At 68.9% G+C, this 16,278-nt stretch carries 15 protein-coding genes and 2 pseudogenes; 6 read left to right on the top strand and 11 right to left on the bottom strand.

The window, feature by feature from the left end:
- Positions 1–107 precede the first annotated feature (107 nt).
- Positions 108–386, bottom strand: a complete 279-nt coding sequence (locus AC0KTA_RS39695) for a hypothetical protein (protein ID WP_481056811.1) — start codon at positions 384–386, stop codon at positions 108–110.
- A 126-nt stretch (positions 387–512) separates the two neighbouring features.
- The gene (locus AC0KTA_RS39700; protein WP_481056812.1) at positions 513–1,502 is read right to left on the bottom strand and encodes a helix-turn-helix transcriptional regulator; all 990 of its coding nucleotides are present in this window, start codon (positions 1,500–1,502) and stop codon (positions 513–515) included.
- An 835-nt stretch (positions 1,503–2,337) separates the two neighbouring features.
- Between AC0KTA_RS39700 and AC0KTA_RS39705 the strand changes: the two genes are divergently transcribed.
- Positions 2,338–3,612, top strand: a complete 1,275-nt coding sequence (locus AC0KTA_RS39705; RefSeq protein WP_481056813.1) for a phenylacetate--CoA ligase family protein — start codon at positions 2,338–2,340, stop codon at positions 3,610–3,612.
- A 597-nt stretch (positions 3,613–4,209) separates the two neighbouring features.
- On the opposite strand, the gene AC0KTA_RS39710 is transcribed toward AC0KTA_RS39705, so the two are convergent.
- The 9 genes and pseudogenes from AC0KTA_RS39710 to AC0KTA_RS39750 form a co-directional block, all read right to left on the bottom strand.
- Positions 4,210–4,356, bottom strand: coding sequence for a hypothetical protein (locus tag AC0KTA_RS39710; protein WP_481056814.1), 147 nt, complete (start codon positions 4,354–4,356; stop codon positions 4,210–4,212).
- Positions 4,357–4,377: 21 nt separating this feature from the next.
- Positions 4,378–4,434: pseudogene (locus AC0KTA_RS39715) on the bottom strand (hypothetical protein); the annotation flags it as partial.
- Positions 4,435–4,530: 96 nt separating this feature from the next.
- A complete protein-coding gene (locus tag AC0KTA_RS39720) occupies positions 4,531–4,695 on the bottom strand; it encodes a hypothetical protein (RefSeq protein ID WP_481056815.1) in 165 nt (54 codons plus the stop codon).
- 172 nt (positions 4,696–4,867) lie between these two features.
- Positions 4,868–5,560: a RibD family protein gene (locus AC0KTA_RS39725; protein ID WP_481056816.1), complete on the bottom strand. Its 693-nt coding sequence runs from the start codon at positions 5,558–5,560 to the stop codon at positions 4,868–4,870.
- Between the two features lie 11 nt (positions 5,561–5,571).
- Positions 5,572–5,970: a 6-pyruvoyl trahydropterin synthase family protein gene (locus AC0KTA_RS39730; RefSeq protein ID WP_481056817.1), complete on the bottom strand. Its 399-nt coding sequence runs from the start codon at positions 5,968–5,970 to the stop codon at positions 5,572–5,574.
- 46 nt (positions 5,971–6,016) lie between these two features.
- The gene (locus AC0KTA_RS39735; RefSeq protein WP_481056818.1) at positions 6,017–6,964 is read right to left on the bottom strand and encodes a zinc-dependent alcohol dehydrogenase; all 948 of its coding nucleotides are present in this window, start codon (positions 6,962–6,964) and stop codon (positions 6,017–6,019) included.
- Between the two features lie 289 nt (positions 6,965–7,253).
- On the bottom strand, positions 7,254–7,652 hold the full coding sequence (locus tag AC0KTA_RS39740; protein ID WP_481056819.1) for a hypothetical protein: 399 nt from the start codon (positions 7,650–7,652) through the stop codon (positions 7,254–7,256).
- A 16-nt stretch (positions 7,653–7,668) separates the two neighbouring features.
- A pseudogene (locus AC0KTA_RS39745) lies at positions 7,669–8,516 on the bottom strand (IS5 family transposase).
- Between the two features lie 187 nt (positions 8,517–8,703).
- Entirely contained in the window at positions 8,704–10,245 is a 1,542-nt protein-coding gene (locus tag AC0KTA_RS39750; protein ID WP_481056820.1) for a MerR family transcriptional regulator, read from the bottom strand.
- A gap of 1,109 nt (positions 10,246–11,354) precedes the next feature.
- Here AC0KTA_RS39750 and AC0KTA_RS39755 point away from each other — a divergent pair.
- The 5 genes from AC0KTA_RS39755 to AC0KTA_RS39775 are packed head-to-tail and all read left to right on the top strand — an operon-like array spanning position 11,355 to position 16,273.
- Positions 11,355–12,266: a conjugal transfer protein gene (locus tag AC0KTA_RS39755; RefSeq protein ID WP_481056821.1), complete on the top strand. Its 912-nt coding sequence runs from the start codon at positions 11,355–11,357 to the stop codon at positions 12,264–12,266.
- Positions 12,266–12,598 (top strand): hypothetical protein, encoded by a 333-nt coding sequence (locus tag AC0KTA_RS39760; RefSeq protein ID WP_481056822.1) that lies wholly within the window; start codon positions 12,266–12,268, stop codon positions 12,596–12,598. Before AC0KTA_RS39755 ends, AC0KTA_RS39760 begins: the two co-directional genes overlap by 1 nt.
- The gene (locus tag AC0KTA_RS39765; RefSeq protein ID WP_481056823.1) at positions 12,595–13,212 is read left to right on the top strand and encodes a hypothetical protein; all 618 of its coding nucleotides are present in this window, start codon (positions 12,595–12,597) and stop codon (positions 13,210–13,212) included. Before AC0KTA_RS39760 ends, AC0KTA_RS39765 begins: the two co-directional genes overlap by 4 nt.
- Positions 13,212–15,905, top strand: a complete 2,694-nt coding sequence (locus AC0KTA_RS39770) for an ATP-binding protein (protein ID WP_481056824.1) — start codon at positions 13,212–13,214, stop codon at positions 15,903–15,905. The genes AC0KTA_RS39765 and AC0KTA_RS39770 overlap by 1 nt, the downstream gene beginning before the upstream one ends.
- A complete protein-coding gene (locus AC0KTA_RS39775; protein ID WP_481056825.1) occupies positions 15,902–16,273 on the top strand; it encodes a hypothetical protein in 372 nt (123 codons plus the stop codon). Before AC0KTA_RS39770 ends, AC0KTA_RS39775 begins: the two co-directional genes overlap by 4 nt.
- Positions 16,274–16,278: the final 5 nt, after the last annotated feature.

A 16,278-nucleotide genomic window follows, 5' to 3' on the forward strand; every position in this document is an offset into this window, starting at 1 on the left:
AGGACTGCCTGAGGCGCGGCCGAGCGGTAGTGGGCGCACACCGCGATCCCACCGGTCCGGAAAGGTCGGCTGCAAGATGGCGTGCTGGGCCACTGTAGCGACCGGGGTCAATCGAACCGCCCGAGCCGCTGCCACCCGGATACCGCGAGGTCCTCGCCGCCTTCGAGCAGGCCGGCCACGGGCTCCGCGCGAAGGAGGTCTGCGAGATCCTGGGCATCGGCACCGAGCCGCGGCACACCGAGAGCATCCGCGCCAAGCTGAAACACCTGGTCGACCGCGACATTCTCACCAAGCCCGAACCCGGCCTGTTCACCCTCACCCAGCCGACCGGCACCCCAACCACCAACCCAGCCTGAAACGCGGCGAAACCACCGCAGAACATCCACTCAGATCTGATCCGACGTACCCAACGGCGACGACGCCTGGGGCCCGTCGCCGCAAATGATTCTCCCGATGCCCACGGAGCACCTCTGTTGTCGAAGGAGGCCGATAAGTTGCCGCCGATGGCCACTTCACGGGTTGAGAGGGAGCCACCCACGCCGCACGGCATGCACACCGGCTTGGAAGCGACTCCGGGCTTCCAACTTGTCCATTAGTTCGGCAGCCGTACGGCGTGCTGTGCGGGGGGATATCCCGAACCTTGCGGCGATGGCCTCGTCTGTCAGTCCCGTGCCGAGAAGTTTGAGCATCTCTGCCTGCTGGGTGCTCAGGCCATGCGCAGCAGTTGGAGCGGTTTCACCGAGGGGGGTAGCCGAATCCCAAGTAGCCTCGAAGAGAGCGCAGAGCGCCGTGATGGTGCCCTCGCCCGCCAGGAGGACGGCTCCGGCCTTCGTGTCGCCTGTATCGGTGGGAAGCACTGCTTTGGCCCGGTCAAAAATGATCATCCGAACGGGCAGGGCGACGGTGGTGCGTACGGCGGCGCCGTGCTGGTTGAGCCAGTGGACATGCTCGAGGGTGGCTCGGTGGTTTCGCACGCTGTCGGCGTAGATAGTGCGGCTGATTATCCCACGGCGAAGAAGTTCTTCGTTGGGTCCCCGGCTGGCTTCGAGATCGGCCGCGGTGTGCGCGCCACCTGGCGCAAAGGTCATGATCTCGGACTGAGTCTGACGGGCGAGCGACCCCAGGCGCTCACGGATCGCGTCCACGCCGATGATCTCTTCGTCGTCGGCAGTGCGCCGGCTCGTGCCGGAGCATTCCGCGATGAGGCGTGCTGCTGCCGCACGAGATGCCTCAACACGTAACTGCTGTGCCGCCAGGTCGGCTTGCTGGCGAGCGAGCAGCATCTCCATCGCTGCCTCGGGAGTGACAGCTCGCAGGCCATTCTTTTCGTCGTGCGAGGGCTGGACGATAGCCAGCGCACTGAGTTGATCAAGGCTGTCGCGGACGGTCTGCTCGGGCGCCTCCAGCCGCCGAGCCAACTGCACGACCCCCTCCTTCGGGTGGACGAGCATCGCCCGATACACCCTCTCGGCCATCGGCGAGAGCCCCAGGGTCTCCAGCACCTGTTTCTCCTTCAGGCAGGGGAAGTTGGTGAGGCCCTAAGCCTACGAGGCGCACGCGTGAACGCGTGGCCTATTTCTGCAACGGCATAGATAGGCCTTCATATATTCCTTGTGGGGCGATTTGCGAACCCTGATGCTCTCAAGCATGTACCTGGTCCACGCACAACTTCACCGAGCGGATGATGCGCCCCCGCCTCCGCACGCCGCTCAATTGATCTTCGATAGTGGCAGCGCCGGCGAGGGGCTTGAGCACGTCGTTTACCACACGGACGTCGGCGGCGGCCCAGTGGTGGGATTGTTCGTGCTCGCTCCGAGCGTGGAAGAGGCCGAACGGCTTGCAGCCCGGATCTGCCAGCGCGCGTTGGACACTCACCCGGACCTCGCCGGGCTCACGCTGCGGCATTGCGGCGTGCGAATGGTCCCCGGCTTCTACGACCTGGGGTTTCGGGAAGGACCCAATGGACGGGATATGCCAGGTCATGTTTAGGACAGGGGATTCCCCTTCCCTGGATTACTCTCATCGGTGACGGTAGTACATGTCTCCGGCGCCGCGAGGCAGAGGGAATGAAGAACCCCGGGGCAACTCACTGACCTGTCGCATATTCACTGAGGGTGGAATCATGACTTTTTCTCGCGCTGTCGCGTTCGTAGCAATTGCCACTCTCGTCGCAGGTTTACCGCTCACGCTTTCCCGGGACACGCTTCCGGCCTCACCGAATGCCGCGTGGGCCGCGGGAGCCGACACGCCGGCCACAACCAACGATGTGACCTGGGGCTAAAGGCCGCAGCTCCAGCAGAAGACACAGGAGCCGATCAATTTAGCGGAGGAAACGCCTTGTCAGCCACACTCCAGGCGGAGCGTACGGCATCGGACACGTCCGCCCTGATTTCGTATCGCACGGATCAGCTCGCCAGCACACTCAAGTTCCTTCAGAAATTCAGTCCTCACTACCAGACATATCTCGCCGAAGAATCAATTTCGGCAGCCAATGCTGGAGAGATACTGAGCGGGCTTCCCGTGCTGACACCCGATGCCTGGAGCGCGATCCGCCGGGATCTCCGCACCGGGCCGATAACGTCGGCCGCGATTGGTTACACCAGTGGCACTACTGGAGTGCCCACTCCTTTTCTAACGCTCCCCGAGGAGCTGGACTTGGGTGATATCAGGGATGGCTCCAGCCCAAGGTCACTTGTGCTGCTGGACGCCATTCATGGCGCGACTGCTTTCAGCGGGTTTCCTTCCGATGCAACAGTTCACCTGCTCGGGTCTCCACAAAATCATGAGCAAATTGCGCTCCTCTTGGAACGGGAGGTCGAGCCGTTCGCCTCCATGGATGCGGTCAGGGAGATCTGTACCTCTCTATTCTTCCTCAAAGGGCTGACCTTGGATTTGCTCCATCGGCGCGGAAGGGTGGACGACCTTGGAATCCAGCGCCTAGTTGTGGCTCGCGAATTTCTATCTCCCCGATGGAAGCAGCGTCTCGGCGACTGGTGGAAGGCCGAGGTGACGGCTCTCTATGGATTCTCGGAGATGCGTGTATGCAATGCGCTGTCCTGTTCGTCGTGCGGGTATTTCCACATGCCGCCGACTGCTCTTGCTGAAGTGCTCGACACTGAGACCAGGACTCCGGTCGAACCTGGAGGGCGTGGCCTGCTGGCGGTCACCGGATTCTACCCGCACGTGAGTATCGAGCCTCGCGTGCGTTACTTGCCCGGCGATCTTGCAGAATTGGCAGCTCTTCCCTGCAAGCGGTGGGGGGAGCATGGATTTCTCCCACTCGGTCGCCAAAATGACTCAGTCAGGCTCCCTGGCGGGAATTGGATCACACCGTCTGACGTCTGCGGGACGCTCACTGACCATGTCGATGTACATAGAGTTCATCCCTTCGCTTCCAGTGTCGGAGGTCCGGCATTTTGTGAAGCGGGAAGCACCCGCTTTCTCCTCAGCGGTGGAGCCATGCCGACGCTAAATGTCGAATTGAGATTCGACCCACGCGTCTGGCCCGAAAAATCATCGCGTGTACACGACGAGATCCATGCGCAGATCCCGAACTGCTTGCAAGTCGCACTACACGCCCCGGGGCAACTCGGGGATGTTCCCATCCTGTAGCCATCCCCCAGCGGGTGAAACCTGTTGTGGAATAAACTGGCCGGGCAAAAGCTCGCCAGAGATAGGAAGGAAAAGGAATGATAATTCGCACTCGCCAGATTGCGCAGACGGCGGCTACTTTGAGCGCTGTCTCGATCCTCGGCGTGGGTGGTGCGTCCGTTGCCATGGCCATCCAGCCCCCCGCTAACAACCTGGCTGCGAATAACTCCGCCGCAGCTCCCGCCAACGAGCGCTCTGCCCCTGTGCCCAGTGCTAGCGAATTCAGCGCGCTTCAGCCGCAGCCGCTGGACGCATAGGGCGTATGAGTTCCGGATGCCTCGCGTCAGAGGCGCGCGAGGCATCCGGAACGGATGCTCTCTTAACGAGCTCGTGCATGGTTGGTGGTGCATCCGCGGCTTCTGACGCGCCATGGCCAACCACGCACGGGCTCGTTAAGGCTTGGAGGGAAGCGAGGTGTTGCTTCGCGCGCGGGGGCTCACTGTTGTGATATGAGGGTCCGACGGGAGCGCTGCTCGACGATGAGGTCCGTGGTCAACTCGCTGTGAAGTTCGGGGTGTTGTTACCCCAAGAAGTCGGTGATGCCCATTGACCGAAACTTCATTGGTTCCATTCGAGGGTGTAGCGGACGTCAGGTCCGCCGAAGTAGCCGCGGACGATGTGGGGTTGGCGCTGGCGGAGTTGGAAGAAGCGGCGGGTCTCGGTGGCGAGTTGGGCTTGATCGCAGGCCCGGCTGTGCATCAGCAAGCTGCGTTTGAGATCTGCGTTGACCAACTCGTCGGGGTTGAGTTCGGGCGAGTACGGCGGCAGGCAGTGCAGCTCGATCCGGCCGGCGTGGGCGGTGAGCCAGTCGCGGACCTTTCACGACCAGGTGCACCTTCTTGTCGACGTGGCCGATGAGCCGGCCCCGGAAGCGGCACATCACGCGCGCGTCGAACCGCTCGGTGAAGGGCGCACCGCCTGCTGCTCGGCCTCGGAGAGCACCTGATGTTCTCCGGTCCGCTTGCCCCGAGACTGCGCGGCCAGCGCCTCGCGCCCACCAGAACACCACTTCGCCCACCAGCCGTCCACGGCTTTGGGTGACACCTTGAACAACGCCGCGACGCCGTACGGCCGCGGCCCTCGACCAGCGCGGCCACCGCGCGCATCCGCAATGCTTCTTGCGCCGACGGCGACAAGTGTCGTGATCCCCCAACCAGTTCACTCACACACCGATCAACGACTCAGAACCTCAGCCGTTTCAGATCAACACGGGCCGTCAACCGAAGGACGTGGAGAGCTGTTTCGGCGCATATCGCAGCAGCACAACGTCGTCGATGGGGCGTGCTTCGAGGAGTTTCATACGGGCCCTAGGACCGCCGGGATACGGCGCCGGGGACAGGAACGGCGGTGCGGCGGCTTCGCCCACCAGCAACGGGGCGACGACGAGGTGGAGTTCGTCGGCCAGGTTCTGGGCCAGCAGCTGAGTGTGGATGGTGCCGCCGCCTTCCACCAGGAGCCGTTCCACCCCCCGTCGGCCGAGTTCGTCGAGGAGCCGGGGCCAGTCGACGGCGGGTCCTGTGCTGATCACCGAGGCGAGTGCGCCCAGGGTACGGCGGGCCCGGGACAGGGCACCGTCCACCGTGAAGACCAGCCTTGCGCTGCCGGAGTGCCAAAACGCGAGATCCGGGTTCAACTCGGCGGACGCGGTGACGGTGACCTTCAGCGGATGCTCCGGCCGTCCGGCGGCGACGCGCCGGGCGCGTCGTTCGGCGCTCTTCACCAGCAGGCGCGGGTTGTCCCTGCGCAGGGTGGAGGCGCCGACCAGGATGGCGTCCGCCGCGGCGCGCTCGCCATCGACACGGTCAAAGTCCTGGTGGTTGGAGAGCACAAGCCGTCCTCGGGCAGAGTCGTCGAGGCGGCCGTCCAATGAGACGGCCGCCGACAGCAGTACATACGGACGTATGGCCATGGCCGCGGCAGTCAGAGCGCCCGTTGGTAGTCGGCCCACGCAATGTGCGATTCGTGGAGCCGTACCGTGAGCCCCGTCAGACCGCCGGCTCCCGAGCCGAGGGCTCCGTCGTGGATGCGGGCGGCGAGGCGGTCGGCTATGACCTTGGCGAGGAACTCCGTGGTGGTGTTGATGCCGGCGAAGTCCGGGTCGTCATCGAGGTTTTGGTACGAGAGGGTCTCGACGATCCTGTGCAGCTCCGTAGCGGCCAGGCCCAAGTCGACTACGAGGTTGTCGCCGTCCAGCTCCGGCCGCTGGAAGGTCGCGTCGACCAGGTAGGTCGCTCCGTGCAGGCGCTGCGCGGGGCCGAATATCTCGCCGCGGAAGCTGTGGGCGATCATGAGGTGATCGCGGACTGTGACGGTGAACATGACCTCTCTGAAAGGGTGTCGGCGGCAGGTCAGATGCAAGTGCGGGTCAATGGGGGTCGTAGCGGATGCGGTGGCAGAGGCCGGGCAGCCCGCCCGTGGCGATCTGGGCCATGACCCGCGGGAGTTCGTCGAAATCGGACTCGCCGGTGATCAAGGCGTCGAAGACGGGGTGCCGCAGGAGGTCGAGCGCCAGTTCCAGCCGGTCGGCGGCCGTGTGCCGCCCGCGCCGCTCCGGCGGAATCGCGCCGACCTGGCTACTGCGCAGCGACAGACGCCGGGAGTGGAAGAGCTCGCCGAGCGGCAGTGTCACCGGCCGGTCCCCGTACCAGCTCAGATCGACCACACAGCCCTCGGGAGCGAGCAGTTCGAGGGAGCGCCGAAGCCCGGCCTGAGTGGCGCTGGCATGGAAGACGAGATCGCAGTCGTCCGTGGCCTGCGTGGGATCGGCAAAGGCAATACCCAGCTTCGCGGCAACCGTCACGCGGGATGGATCGACATCGACGAGTTGCACCCGAAGCCCGGGGAACCGGGCCAGGAGAGCGGCCACGCAGCAGCCGACCATGCCCGCACCCACCACCGCGATCCGGTCACCTATCCGCGGTGGCGCGTCCCACAGCGCATTGAGCGCGGTCTCGACCGTCCCGGCCAGCACGGCACGCTCCGGCGGCACGCCATCGGGCACTTGCGTGAGAGCTCCGGCCGGGACACGGAAACGAGTCTGGTGCGGATACAGACTGAAGACGACCTTGCCCACCAGCTCCGTCGACCCCGCTTCCACCCGGCCGACGTTGAGGTACCCGTACTTGACCGGCCCGGGGAAGTTGCCGTCTTGGAAGGGGGCACGCATGGCCGCGTACTGACTCGCGGGGACCCGCCCCTGGAAAACCAGCGACTCCGTGCCTCGGCTGACTGCCGAGTACAGCGTCCGAACGACGACACCATCACCAGCTGGCAGGCCAGCAGAAGTTACGATCTCGCCCTGTCCCGGGGACATGACCCAAAAGGAACGTATGTGGCTCGGCACCGGTGACCCCTGCTCCAGCAGCCCGCTGACGGGCCTGCCAACGTCCAGCACCAAACGTCCCTGCCCGCTGGGCCGTTGCCTCACCCGCCCGGCGCCGTCACCCCCCGCGGTGGGGAGCTCCCGCGATCCTAGACGATCACACGTGCTGGGCACAGGCGGGAGAGCGGGAATACACGCCCACACGAGGCGCGCGGCAGCGCCCACCCCCGCGAAGCCGAGCGTCTCCTCAGTGGATGTTCTGCGGTGGTTTCGCCGCGTTTCAGGCCGGGTTGGTGGTTGGGGTGCCGGTCGGCTGGGTGAGGGTGAACAGGCCGGGTTCGGGCTCGGTGAGAATGTCGCGGTCGACCAGGTGTTTCAGCTTGGCGCGGATGCTCTCGGTGTGCCGCGGCTCGGTGCCGATGCCCAGGATCTCGCAGACCTCCTTCGCGCGGAGCCCGTGGCCGGCCTGCTCGAAGACGGCGAGGACCTCGCGGTATCCGGGTGGCAGCGGCTCGGGCGGTTCGATGCCGTCCTCGGCAGCCAGTTCCAGCATCGTCTCGCGGGTGATGTCCAGGTGTTCCAGGGTGCGTTCGGCCGGCGCGATCTGCTCACGCAGCTGCCCGGCTGTATCACGGACCAGCCGTTGCCGGGCTTCGATCTTGTCCAGGAGATGCTTCATCGACGCTCCTGCCCCGTCAAGGAGGTGGGGTGCCGGGCGGGTCGCGCCAGGTCACGGTGGTGGTGCGGGTGAGACGGCGGAGCATGACGTCGGTCATTGACCAGTGGATCCAGGCCACCGGGCTGGCTGGCCTGGTTTCGTAGTCACGCACGAGACGTCTGTGCAGCATGAGGGTGCCGAGAGTCTGCTCGGCCACCCACCGCTTCAGCTGCGGGGTGAACCGCGCACCCCTGCCTCGCGTTGGGCGATCTCCGCGTCGATGCCGAGGCGGGTGCCGTGTTCCACGACGGCTTCTGTGAACCCTGCGTCCACCCACGCCTTGGTCACGGCGGGCGCGCTCGCGGCGACCTTGTCCAGCAGGGCGGTTCCAATCGCGTTGTCATGCACGCTCGCTGCTACCACGAGCACGGCGATGATCAGGCCGATCGTGTCGGTGGCGATTCCTCGTTTCCGGCCCGAGCTCCGCTTGCCCGGATCCAGCCCGGTGGTCTCCTCCGGCGCGTTCACCGAGGCCCGCACGGTCTGCGAGTCCAGCACCACGGCAGTGGGGTCCTCGTGCCGTTTGCGCAGTTCACGGGCTTGCCAGCGCAGCAGGTCATGGATGGTCTCGGTGGTCCCGTCGTCACGCCAGAGCCCGAAGTAGTAATACACGGCGCTCTTCGGCGGCAGGTCATAGGGCAGATAGCGCCACTGGCAGACGGTCCGGGCCTGGTACAGCAGCGCGTTCACGATCTCCCGCATCGCCTAGCCGCCCTCGTGCCCGCTGACCGAGGGATGCTTCGCCTTCCACGCGGCGATGACCGACCGGATCAGCTCCCACGCTTCATCCGACAGGTTGCTCGGGTACGGCACGCGCCCGTCCACGGCCACCAGCGCACCGCTCCTCCGGCCTACCGTGAAACCCTCGAACCGAACAACTCGCCCTCAAGCACCACAACTCCGCTGAGTACTCGCAGAACACCCACCCGCTTAGGGCGTCGTGGGGATGGAGGCGACCGTGGCCGAGTCCGGCCCGAGGCTCGGTGTGGCGTCCGGCTGCGTCGGGAATCGGCTAGGTCTCGAAGTCCTCGTGGCCGGGGTGGGGGTTGGGCCGCAGGGTGTCACCGGGCCACAGCGGGCGTGCCGATTCGGCCTGGCGCAGCCGGTCGGTCAGGGTGCGCAGGAGGGCTGCGCGTTCGGCTGGTCCGTGGACTTCGCGGGCGCCGGTTGCCGGGTTGAAGTTGGTGATCTGCGCGTCGGGTCCGTTGCTTAGCAGCGCTCGGTCTACGGCGGGCAGGCCGATGGTCAGCGCCTGGCAGTCTCCTAAACGGGCGAGTGCGAGCAGGTCGGCTGCGACCCGTTCCCAGTCGCCGACCTGGTCCCAGCGCGGGGCGCCGAGTTCGTGGGTGAGGGTGGCCAGCGGCACGATCTCTCCGGGTTCGCGCCGCCGACTCGCAAGGAGGGCGTGGATGCGCAGCCCGTCGGGCTGCAGGACGTAGCGGTGCAGGAGGGTGGCGGCCGCGACGATGGTGGTATTGACCTCGCGGGTTTGGTGCGGCGGCCAGTACGGCTCGTGGACCACGAGCAGGTAGAGGTGGGGGGCTGTGGGGGTGTCCGGGGTGTGGGTGGTCATGGCCGGTGCCCTTTCACTCGGCGGCGTGTAGGTGTCAGGTGTCGAGTTGGTGCAGGTGCTGCGTGGCGTGGCGTGGCGTGCGGCGGCCGCAGCGTGCTGGAGCCCTTCCGCGGCGGTGGCGAGGGTGTGGGCAGTCTGCGTCTGGCACGCGTCGTCTTCCGGCTCCTGGCCGTCGGCATGCTCCGGGACCGCTTTGGCATCGGGCTCGGGTGGGCAGGCGATGGCGTGCTCGAGCTGGCGTTGGGCGGTGGCCGCGTCGACGGCCTGGTAGGCGAGGTCTGCGAGCAGTTGTGCGCGGGTGAGCAGGTCCCGGTCGTGCGGTGGCCCGGCGGGATCGGTGAGGAGGCCCGCGACGTCCCACAGGGCGCGGTGGCTGAGGTGGACGGCGTCGAGCTGCTCGGCGGTGGGGTGGCGCACCGCGGCCTCGTTGATCTGTGTGTGCGCGGCGACGAGGTGCTGCAGGTAGTGCGTGGATGCGGGAGCGTCGACGATGCGCACGCTGCGGCGGGCGCAGGCATCGAGGCGAGCGGGTAGGTGGTCGACGAGGAGGGGGAGCAGGATCGACAGGGGTATGGCGAGAGCGGCCGGGATGCCGTGGCCGAGCGCGAGGATCAGGCCAAGGACACAGGCGAGGGCGGTGGTGAGGGTCGCGACGGTGACCGAGCCGCCGTGGTCGAGCTCGATGCGTTGCGGTGGGCGCCGGGTGAGCCATCGGTTCGCACAGCGTTCGCGGAGCGTGGGTTCGGGCGAGCGGATGCCGATCTGTTGGAGCGGGAGGTCGTTCGCAGCGGCTCGGGGGTCGCGGGGAGGCGTCCAGCGGAGCCATCCCCAGGCGGTGTGCTCGTCGATGTAGTCGTGGGCGGGGAAGCCCCGGCGGCGAGGGCGGCGCAGTTCTCGCTCCAGGCGGCCCGGCTGGCCGGCGAAGGGACGCAGGGCGGGGCCTGTTGCTGTCGTGATGTTGGTGCGTGGATGCGGGGGCATGGTCTCCCTCAGTCGTGGAGGTGGCAGCCCGCCGGGCGAGGCGAGGCTTCAGGTGGTGTTGCAGGCTGAGCAGCTGCCGTTGCCTTCGGGTGCGGTGCGGCGCAGGTTGGGGCGGAGCAGTTCGGGGTGCTCGGCCCCGATGGCCAGGAGCAGCCCGCACGCTGAGGGTGGCGTCGATGCGGGGCGCGGGCCCAGGCGGCGTGGACGGCTGTGGCGGTGTCCGCGGTGGCATCGACAGGTCCTTGGCCTGGAGTTGGCTGCCGCAGCGGGAGATGCCTGGTTCATGGGGTCAGGTAAGCCGTCGGCCCCGACCGGCTCGTCGACTATCGCGCCCCGACCACAGCGACGAACCGACAACAACCGCATGGTCGAGGGGGTTCCGGAGTCGGGAGGGCCGCCAACCGCTCCCTGGGCCGGTGGCCGGTGGACTCGTTGCGCTCGATGGCAGGGCCGGTGACGGGGCGGGCCACCGCGCGCCCTTGCGTGGTCGGGCACCGGCGCCCGTGCACCAGTGACCGATGACCGCTGCGGGGAGATCTGTCACCGGTCCTTAACCCGCCTGCCCCGCACTCGTTCATGCCGTGCGATGACCGATCAACGGCTGGTGACTGGTCACCACGGCCGGTGGTGACCAGCGTCCGTGCAGCAGTGGCGAGGAGCTGCCGGATGGCTGGGCAGAACCTTGTGGTCGACGTCGACCACCCCGGGTGGCGGGCGTGTATACCGACGCGTGGGCCCGACCATGCAGGTCAGAGCTGCGTGCCTCGGAGTGACCGACAGCCGGGCTTGCAACGGCTGTTCGGACTGATGCGGCTATCGGTCACGTCAGCCAGCCCCTGGCTGCCCGGATGGTGGGTGCTGTCGCTCTAAGCGCGGGCGCGCGAGCAATGGCAGCGATCGGTCACGGCGGGGCGGGACGCTGATCCGCCGGGCGGGCTCCGCTGCGGCCGTTCATAGCTGCGCTGCGGGGTGGTAGACGCTGCCGCTTCCTCGACCACATTTTCGTGACTGGTTCGTCGCTGTGGTGGGGCGCGATGGTCGACGGACCGGTCGGGGCCGGTGGGTTGTCTCGCTGTATCAACCCATCTGCTCTCCCTTGGAGGTCGCGCATGTCCCCCTCCATCGCCTCACCGGACCCGGTGGCGGCGCCGGTGGCCGCCGGTGTGACGCTCGCCCAGATGCGCCGCCGCGTGCAGTGGGGCCGCATCGCGGTGTGGGCGGCGCTCGCGGCCGGCCCGCTCGCGCTGGCCGTGAGCGCCCTCCAGCCCTCGCCCCCCGTCGCGGCCGCGCCCGCGCCGAAGCCGCAGCGCACGAGTGTCGTCGCGGCGGCCGATCCGGCCGGGTATGCCGCCGAGTTCGTCGACGCCTGGCTGCGCAGCACCGATGACCACTCCGGGCCGGCTGCCGAGCAGGCGCAGTCGATGGCCCCCGATGTCGCCCTGCCCTCGAGGGCCGAGGATGCTCCCGCGCCGCGCAGGGTGACGCCGGTGCGCAGCACACCGCGCGGCGGTGGGGCATGGTCGGTGACGGTGGCCGCGCAGTACGCGGATGCGGTGCGCTACTTCGCCGTGCCCGCCGCCGTCTCTGCGGACGGCGGCTCGTTCGCGGTGACGGCAGCGCCGGCGCTGGTGGCGGGGCCCGCCCGGCTGGGGGTGCCGGACTCCGGTTACGAGGTCACCGTCGAGGACGGGCCGCTGACCGAGACGGCCGAGCAGTTCCTGTCGGCGTATCTGGCCGGGCAGGGCGAGGTCGCCCGCTACCTGGCGCCGGCGGTAAAGCTGTCCGCGGTCTCCCCGGCGGCCGCGACGTCGGTGTCGGTCACGGAGGTGGCCGCGCGCGAGGACTCGGCGGCCGACGGCTCGGTGCCGCGCGCGGGGACGAAGGTGCATGTCCTGGTCCAAGTCGAGGCCCACGACACATCCGGGCGGTGGCCACTGGCGTATGAGCTCACCGTGACGGCGCGCGGGGGCCGGTGGGAGATCGCCGCGGTGTCCGCGAGCCGTGCGGGCGGTGAGCCCTGATGGATCCGCTGGAGAAGGTGGCGGTGGCGGGCAAGCTCGCGGATCTGGGGGACTCCTGGATCGGCACCGCCAAGGACTGGGGAACGACGGGGCTGCAGGCAGCGCTGATCGTGATCGTTGTCGTGGTGATGGTGCAGCGGCTGAGCCTCAAGGCTGGCATCGGCGCGCTGATCCTGATGGTGATCGCGCTGGGCCTGTACAGCGCGCGCAATGACTTGGCCGGCATCTTCAAGGACGAGGTGGATAACCCGGCCAAGAGCGCGCCTGCCTTCGAGACCGACCCTCGCGGCCACGATCCGCTGCTGGCAGGGCAGTTCGGGGGGCGGGTGTGAGCGCGCCCGCGGCGGGGCCGCGGCTGGCCCGCTTCTACACGGCCGCGCGCCGGCATCCGTGGGTGATGGGCAAATGGGCGGACTGGCGGCTGCCGTTCGGCCCCTACAACGCCGCGCAGATCGCGCTGGCCGTCATCGGCGGCTTCGTCCTGGTCCAGACGCTCCCGGTGTGGACGGTGCTCGGGCCGGCCGGGGGCGTGCTCGTGCTGGCCGCCTGGATCGTGGGGATCTGGATGCTGCGCCGGCCCCGGATCGGCGGGCGCAGCCCGCTGTCGGCCGCCCTGGGGCTGCTCGCCCTGGCGGGGCAGCCTGCGGGCGGCCGGATCGGCCGGCGCGCCGCGCGGGATCGGCCCGCCCGGCGCCTGGGCGGCGGCTTCGTCCTCGAAGATCTCCCCCGCCCGAAGCCTTCGCGTGAGCGCCTTGCACCGGCCGACGACTCGGTGCCGCGCATGCGCATGGGTCGTCGGGGCCCGGGCTCGCGTTCATGCCGGTCGCCGACCGGGCGGCCGCACCGGGCCCAGTGCGGGCCGTCCCCGGTGGTCGGGGCTCCGCTGTCGCCAGTGCAGGCGCTGCTCGTGCGGGTCCAACTCCCGTCGCAGGACGGAGGCCAGTGATGCGGGTTCCCATCCGGCACATCGCCGGTCACCTGCTGTGGTCCACCCACGGTCACCCGTGGGCCGTGTACCGGATCCATCCGGGCCCCGATGCCCAGGGCCAGGTGCAGGAGAGCGTCCCTGGCACCTACATCCCCGCGGCCGTGCGCGCCGAGCTGCTGGAGAAGGTGACGACGATGGTGCGTTCGCTGGCCGGCGGCGCGCCGCGGCTGTTCGGGCTGTGCGCGCAGGTGGATGCCGCCGAGGTCGTGTGGCGGATGACCGAGGGCCTTCAGGACGAGGACGGCCGTCTGCTCCCTCAGGCGCGGGGGTGGGTGGAGCATCTGGAGGCGGCTCTGGATCTGCTGGACGGGCAGGAGATGCACCAGCGCACCTGGTGGCTGGCCGTGCCGCTGCAGAGCGAGGCCCCGGGGCTGAAGGCGGCCGCGGCGCTGTGGGCGGAGGTCGCTGACGCGTTCGGGCTGCGGGCGGCGCCGGTGACGCTGGCGGAGGTGAACGCCTGCCGGGAGAAGGCCGCTCAGGTGGAGGCGCATCTGTCGGGCGGGGTCCCCTACCGGCCGGCGAAGCCGGCGGAGATCGTGTGGATGATCCAGCACGCCCTGCACCGCGGTCTAGCCGAGCCGCTGCTGGGCGAAGCCGTGCGCAGCCAGGCCTACGACGCTCAGGCCATGGGCGGGGTGCTGCGCTCGCCGAGCTACGCCGATCTCGCGCAGGTCCGCCTCGAGGAAGGCGGCCGCGAAGCCGCCCCTGACCTGGACGGCGCCTCGTTGGTCTCGTCGGCGGCGGGTAGGGGTGCCCGGCGGGCGAAGTGGTGGACGCAGCAGGGCGGCGGCTCGCCGCTGCGGCGCCGGTGGCTGCAGGTCGAAACCGATCAAGGCACCGGCTATCAGGCCCATTTGGCGCTGGCCGAGTGCCCGCGGGCGGTGTCGATCGATGCGGCCGACCTCTTCGCCCAGCTGGAGGTCCTGGACTTCCCCGTCGACTTCACCGTCGATCTGACGCTGGTGAGCGCGGAGAAGGCGCGTCAGCAGGTGCAGCGCAAGAGAAACGAACTCGTCGACCAGGCCGACCAGTACGACGCGCGGCCCACCGGGATGCCCGCCTCGCTGCCGGATGCGGCCGGCGATCTGGGCGAGCTGGACGGGCGGTTCTCCCGCACGTCGGTGGAGGTCGAGGTCCAGTCCGTCACCGCGCTGCATGTGTGGGCTCCGACCGCCTCGTTGTGTGACGCGCGGGCCCGCGCGCTGGAGAAGCTGCTGGCGGGCGCGGACTACCGGGCGGTGCGCCCGGTGGGGCTGCAGGCGGAGCTGTTCGCTCTGGGACTGCCCGGGACTGTGCGCCCGCAGCGGCTGCGGGAGTTCACCCAGCACCAGGTCGGTGAGGACTGGGCGACGGCCGGGGCGTTCACCCACAGCGAGGTCGGCGATCCGGCCGGGATCCTGCTGGGGCTGGACCTGGACTGCGGCACCACCCGCCCCGTGATGATCAACGTGGCCGATGCGCCCAAGCACGACGCCTCCGCCTCCCTCGGTGTGGTCAGCGATCTCGGCGGCGGCAAGAGTGTGCTGGAGAAGATCGTCAGCGCGTGTGTGGTGGACCGCGGCGGACGGGCGATCTGCATCGACCGTACTCCGTTACGTGAGTGGGCCTGTTTCGCCCAGACGGCGGCGCCGGGCCGCTGCCAGATCATTGATGCCGCCAAGGCCGAACTGTCCATCGACCCGCTGCGGCTCTTTCCCGGGCCCGAGGGCCGGCACTACGCGTTCAGCTACCTCACCCTGCAGTTGGGCATCGGCCCGATGAGCACCAGCGGCGAGGTGCTGCACCACGCCGTCGAACAGGCCGCCGCCGGCCCCGAGCCGTCCATGCACCGGGTGTTGGAGGTCCTGGAGACCATGGCGGCCGGGCAGAGCGGCAAGCGCCAGGACGCCGCCGCCACCCTGTCCGGCCTGCTGCGTGTGGTCGCCGGCAGCCCTCTGGCGGCGATGGTGTTCGATCCCGCGCTGGCGCGGGTGCGCCTGGACAGCGCCGAGGCCTGCGACTTCATTGTGATTACCACGGCGGGGCTGACGCTGCCGCCCAAGCAGGCCTTCGCCCATCCCGAGATCCTTCACCAGCAGCCGCTGGAGGCTCTCATCGGCCGGGCGGTGCTGTATCTGATCGCGGCGATAGCCCGCCAGGCGGCCTTCACCGACCTGAGCCGGTTCTGCGCCATCGTCGCGGACGAGCTGTACTGGCTCACCTCCTCGGCCGAGGGCACCGCCCTGGTCCACGAAATCCTCCACGACGGCCGCAAGCACGACGCCGGCCTCTTCGCCGCTGCCCACGCGGCTGAGGAACTCGGGCCCGACCGCGGCCTGATGGCCTACCGGGCCCTGGGTCGCACCACCGACCGCGAACGTGCCCGCACAGGGCTGGAGTTCATCGGCCTGGACGGCGACGATCCCGAGCTGGTGCGGCTGGTCACCACCAACCTCTCCCCCGTCGGCAGCACGGACCGCGCCGGGGAATTCCTGCTGACCGCGCCGCGGCAGAACACCGGCCGCATCAAGGTCGTCATCCCCGCCCTGAGGCGGATCGCCTCCCGCATCACCACCACCCCCGGCCAGCGCCCCGTCGCCGGCACGAGCACGCAGCTCGCCCCGCACGCCGCGGTCGGGCCGGCTCCCACCGAGAAGAGGGGCCTGAGGTGAGCACCTGCCGTGAATGGGACCACGCTCGCCGCCGCGCCGCGGCCCGCCGCCTCACCCTGGTGCTCGCGGTGCTCGGGGTGCTGCTCGCCGTGTGCATCGCCGTGGTGAGCACGGCGCCCGCGCGGTGGCCGGCCGCCGCGGAACCGTCCGCACGGGCCGCGGCTACTGCTGCTGCGTCTGCGCGGGCCGGCGTTGGGGATCGCGATGATGCGTGCGCCTGGGTCGCGGGCCCGGCCCGGCAGCACTGCGTGCACGGCCGCGGCGCCCACACTGCCCCGCGGGTGCGGGACGCGGACGTGTGGCTGCTGGTGCCGCCGACCGCCGCCGTCCTCGCACTGGTGGCCCTGCGCCGTCTGGGAAGGCCGTAACCGCC

The sequence above is a fragment of the Streptomyces sp. Y309 genome (assembly GCF_056712025.1).

What these genes read in the sequence shown, in the direction of transcription:
- AC0KTA_RS39760 (WP_481056822.1), top strand. Translation starts at nt 12,266, where the DNA reads ATGGATCCGCTGGAGAAGGTGGCGGTGGCGGGCAAGCTCGCGGATCTG.
- AC0KTA_RS39755 (WP_481056821.1), top strand. Translation starts at nt 11,355, where the DNA reads ATGTCCCCCTCCATCGCCTCACCGGACCCGGTGGCGGCGCCGGTGGCC.
- AC0KTA_RS39750 (WP_481056820.1), bottom strand. Translation starts at nt 10,245, where the DNA reads ATGCCCCCGCATCCACGCACCAACATCACGACAGCAACAGGCCCCGCC.
- AC0KTA_RS39740 (WP_481056819.1), bottom strand. Translation starts at nt 7,652, where the DNA reads ATGAAGCATCTCCTGGACAAGATCGAAGCCCGGCAACGGCTGGTCCGT.
- AC0KTA_RS39735 (WP_481056818.1), bottom strand. Translation starts at nt 6,964, where the DNA reads ATGTCCCCGGGACAGGGCGAGATCGTAACTTCTGCTGGCCTGCCAGCT.
- AC0KTA_RS39725 (WP_481056816.1), bottom strand. Translation starts at nt 5,560, where the DNA reads ATGGCCATACGTCCGTATGTACTGCTGTCGGCGGCCGTCTCATTGGAC.
- AC0KTA_RS39770 (WP_481056824.1), top strand. Translation starts at nt 13,212, where the DNA reads ATGCGGGTTCCCATCCGGCACATCGCCGGTCACCTGCTGTGGTCCACC.
- AC0KTA_RS39730 (WP_481056817.1), bottom strand. Translation starts at nt 5,970, where the DNA reads ATGTTCACCGTCACAGTCCGCGATCACCTCATGATCGCCCACAGCTTC.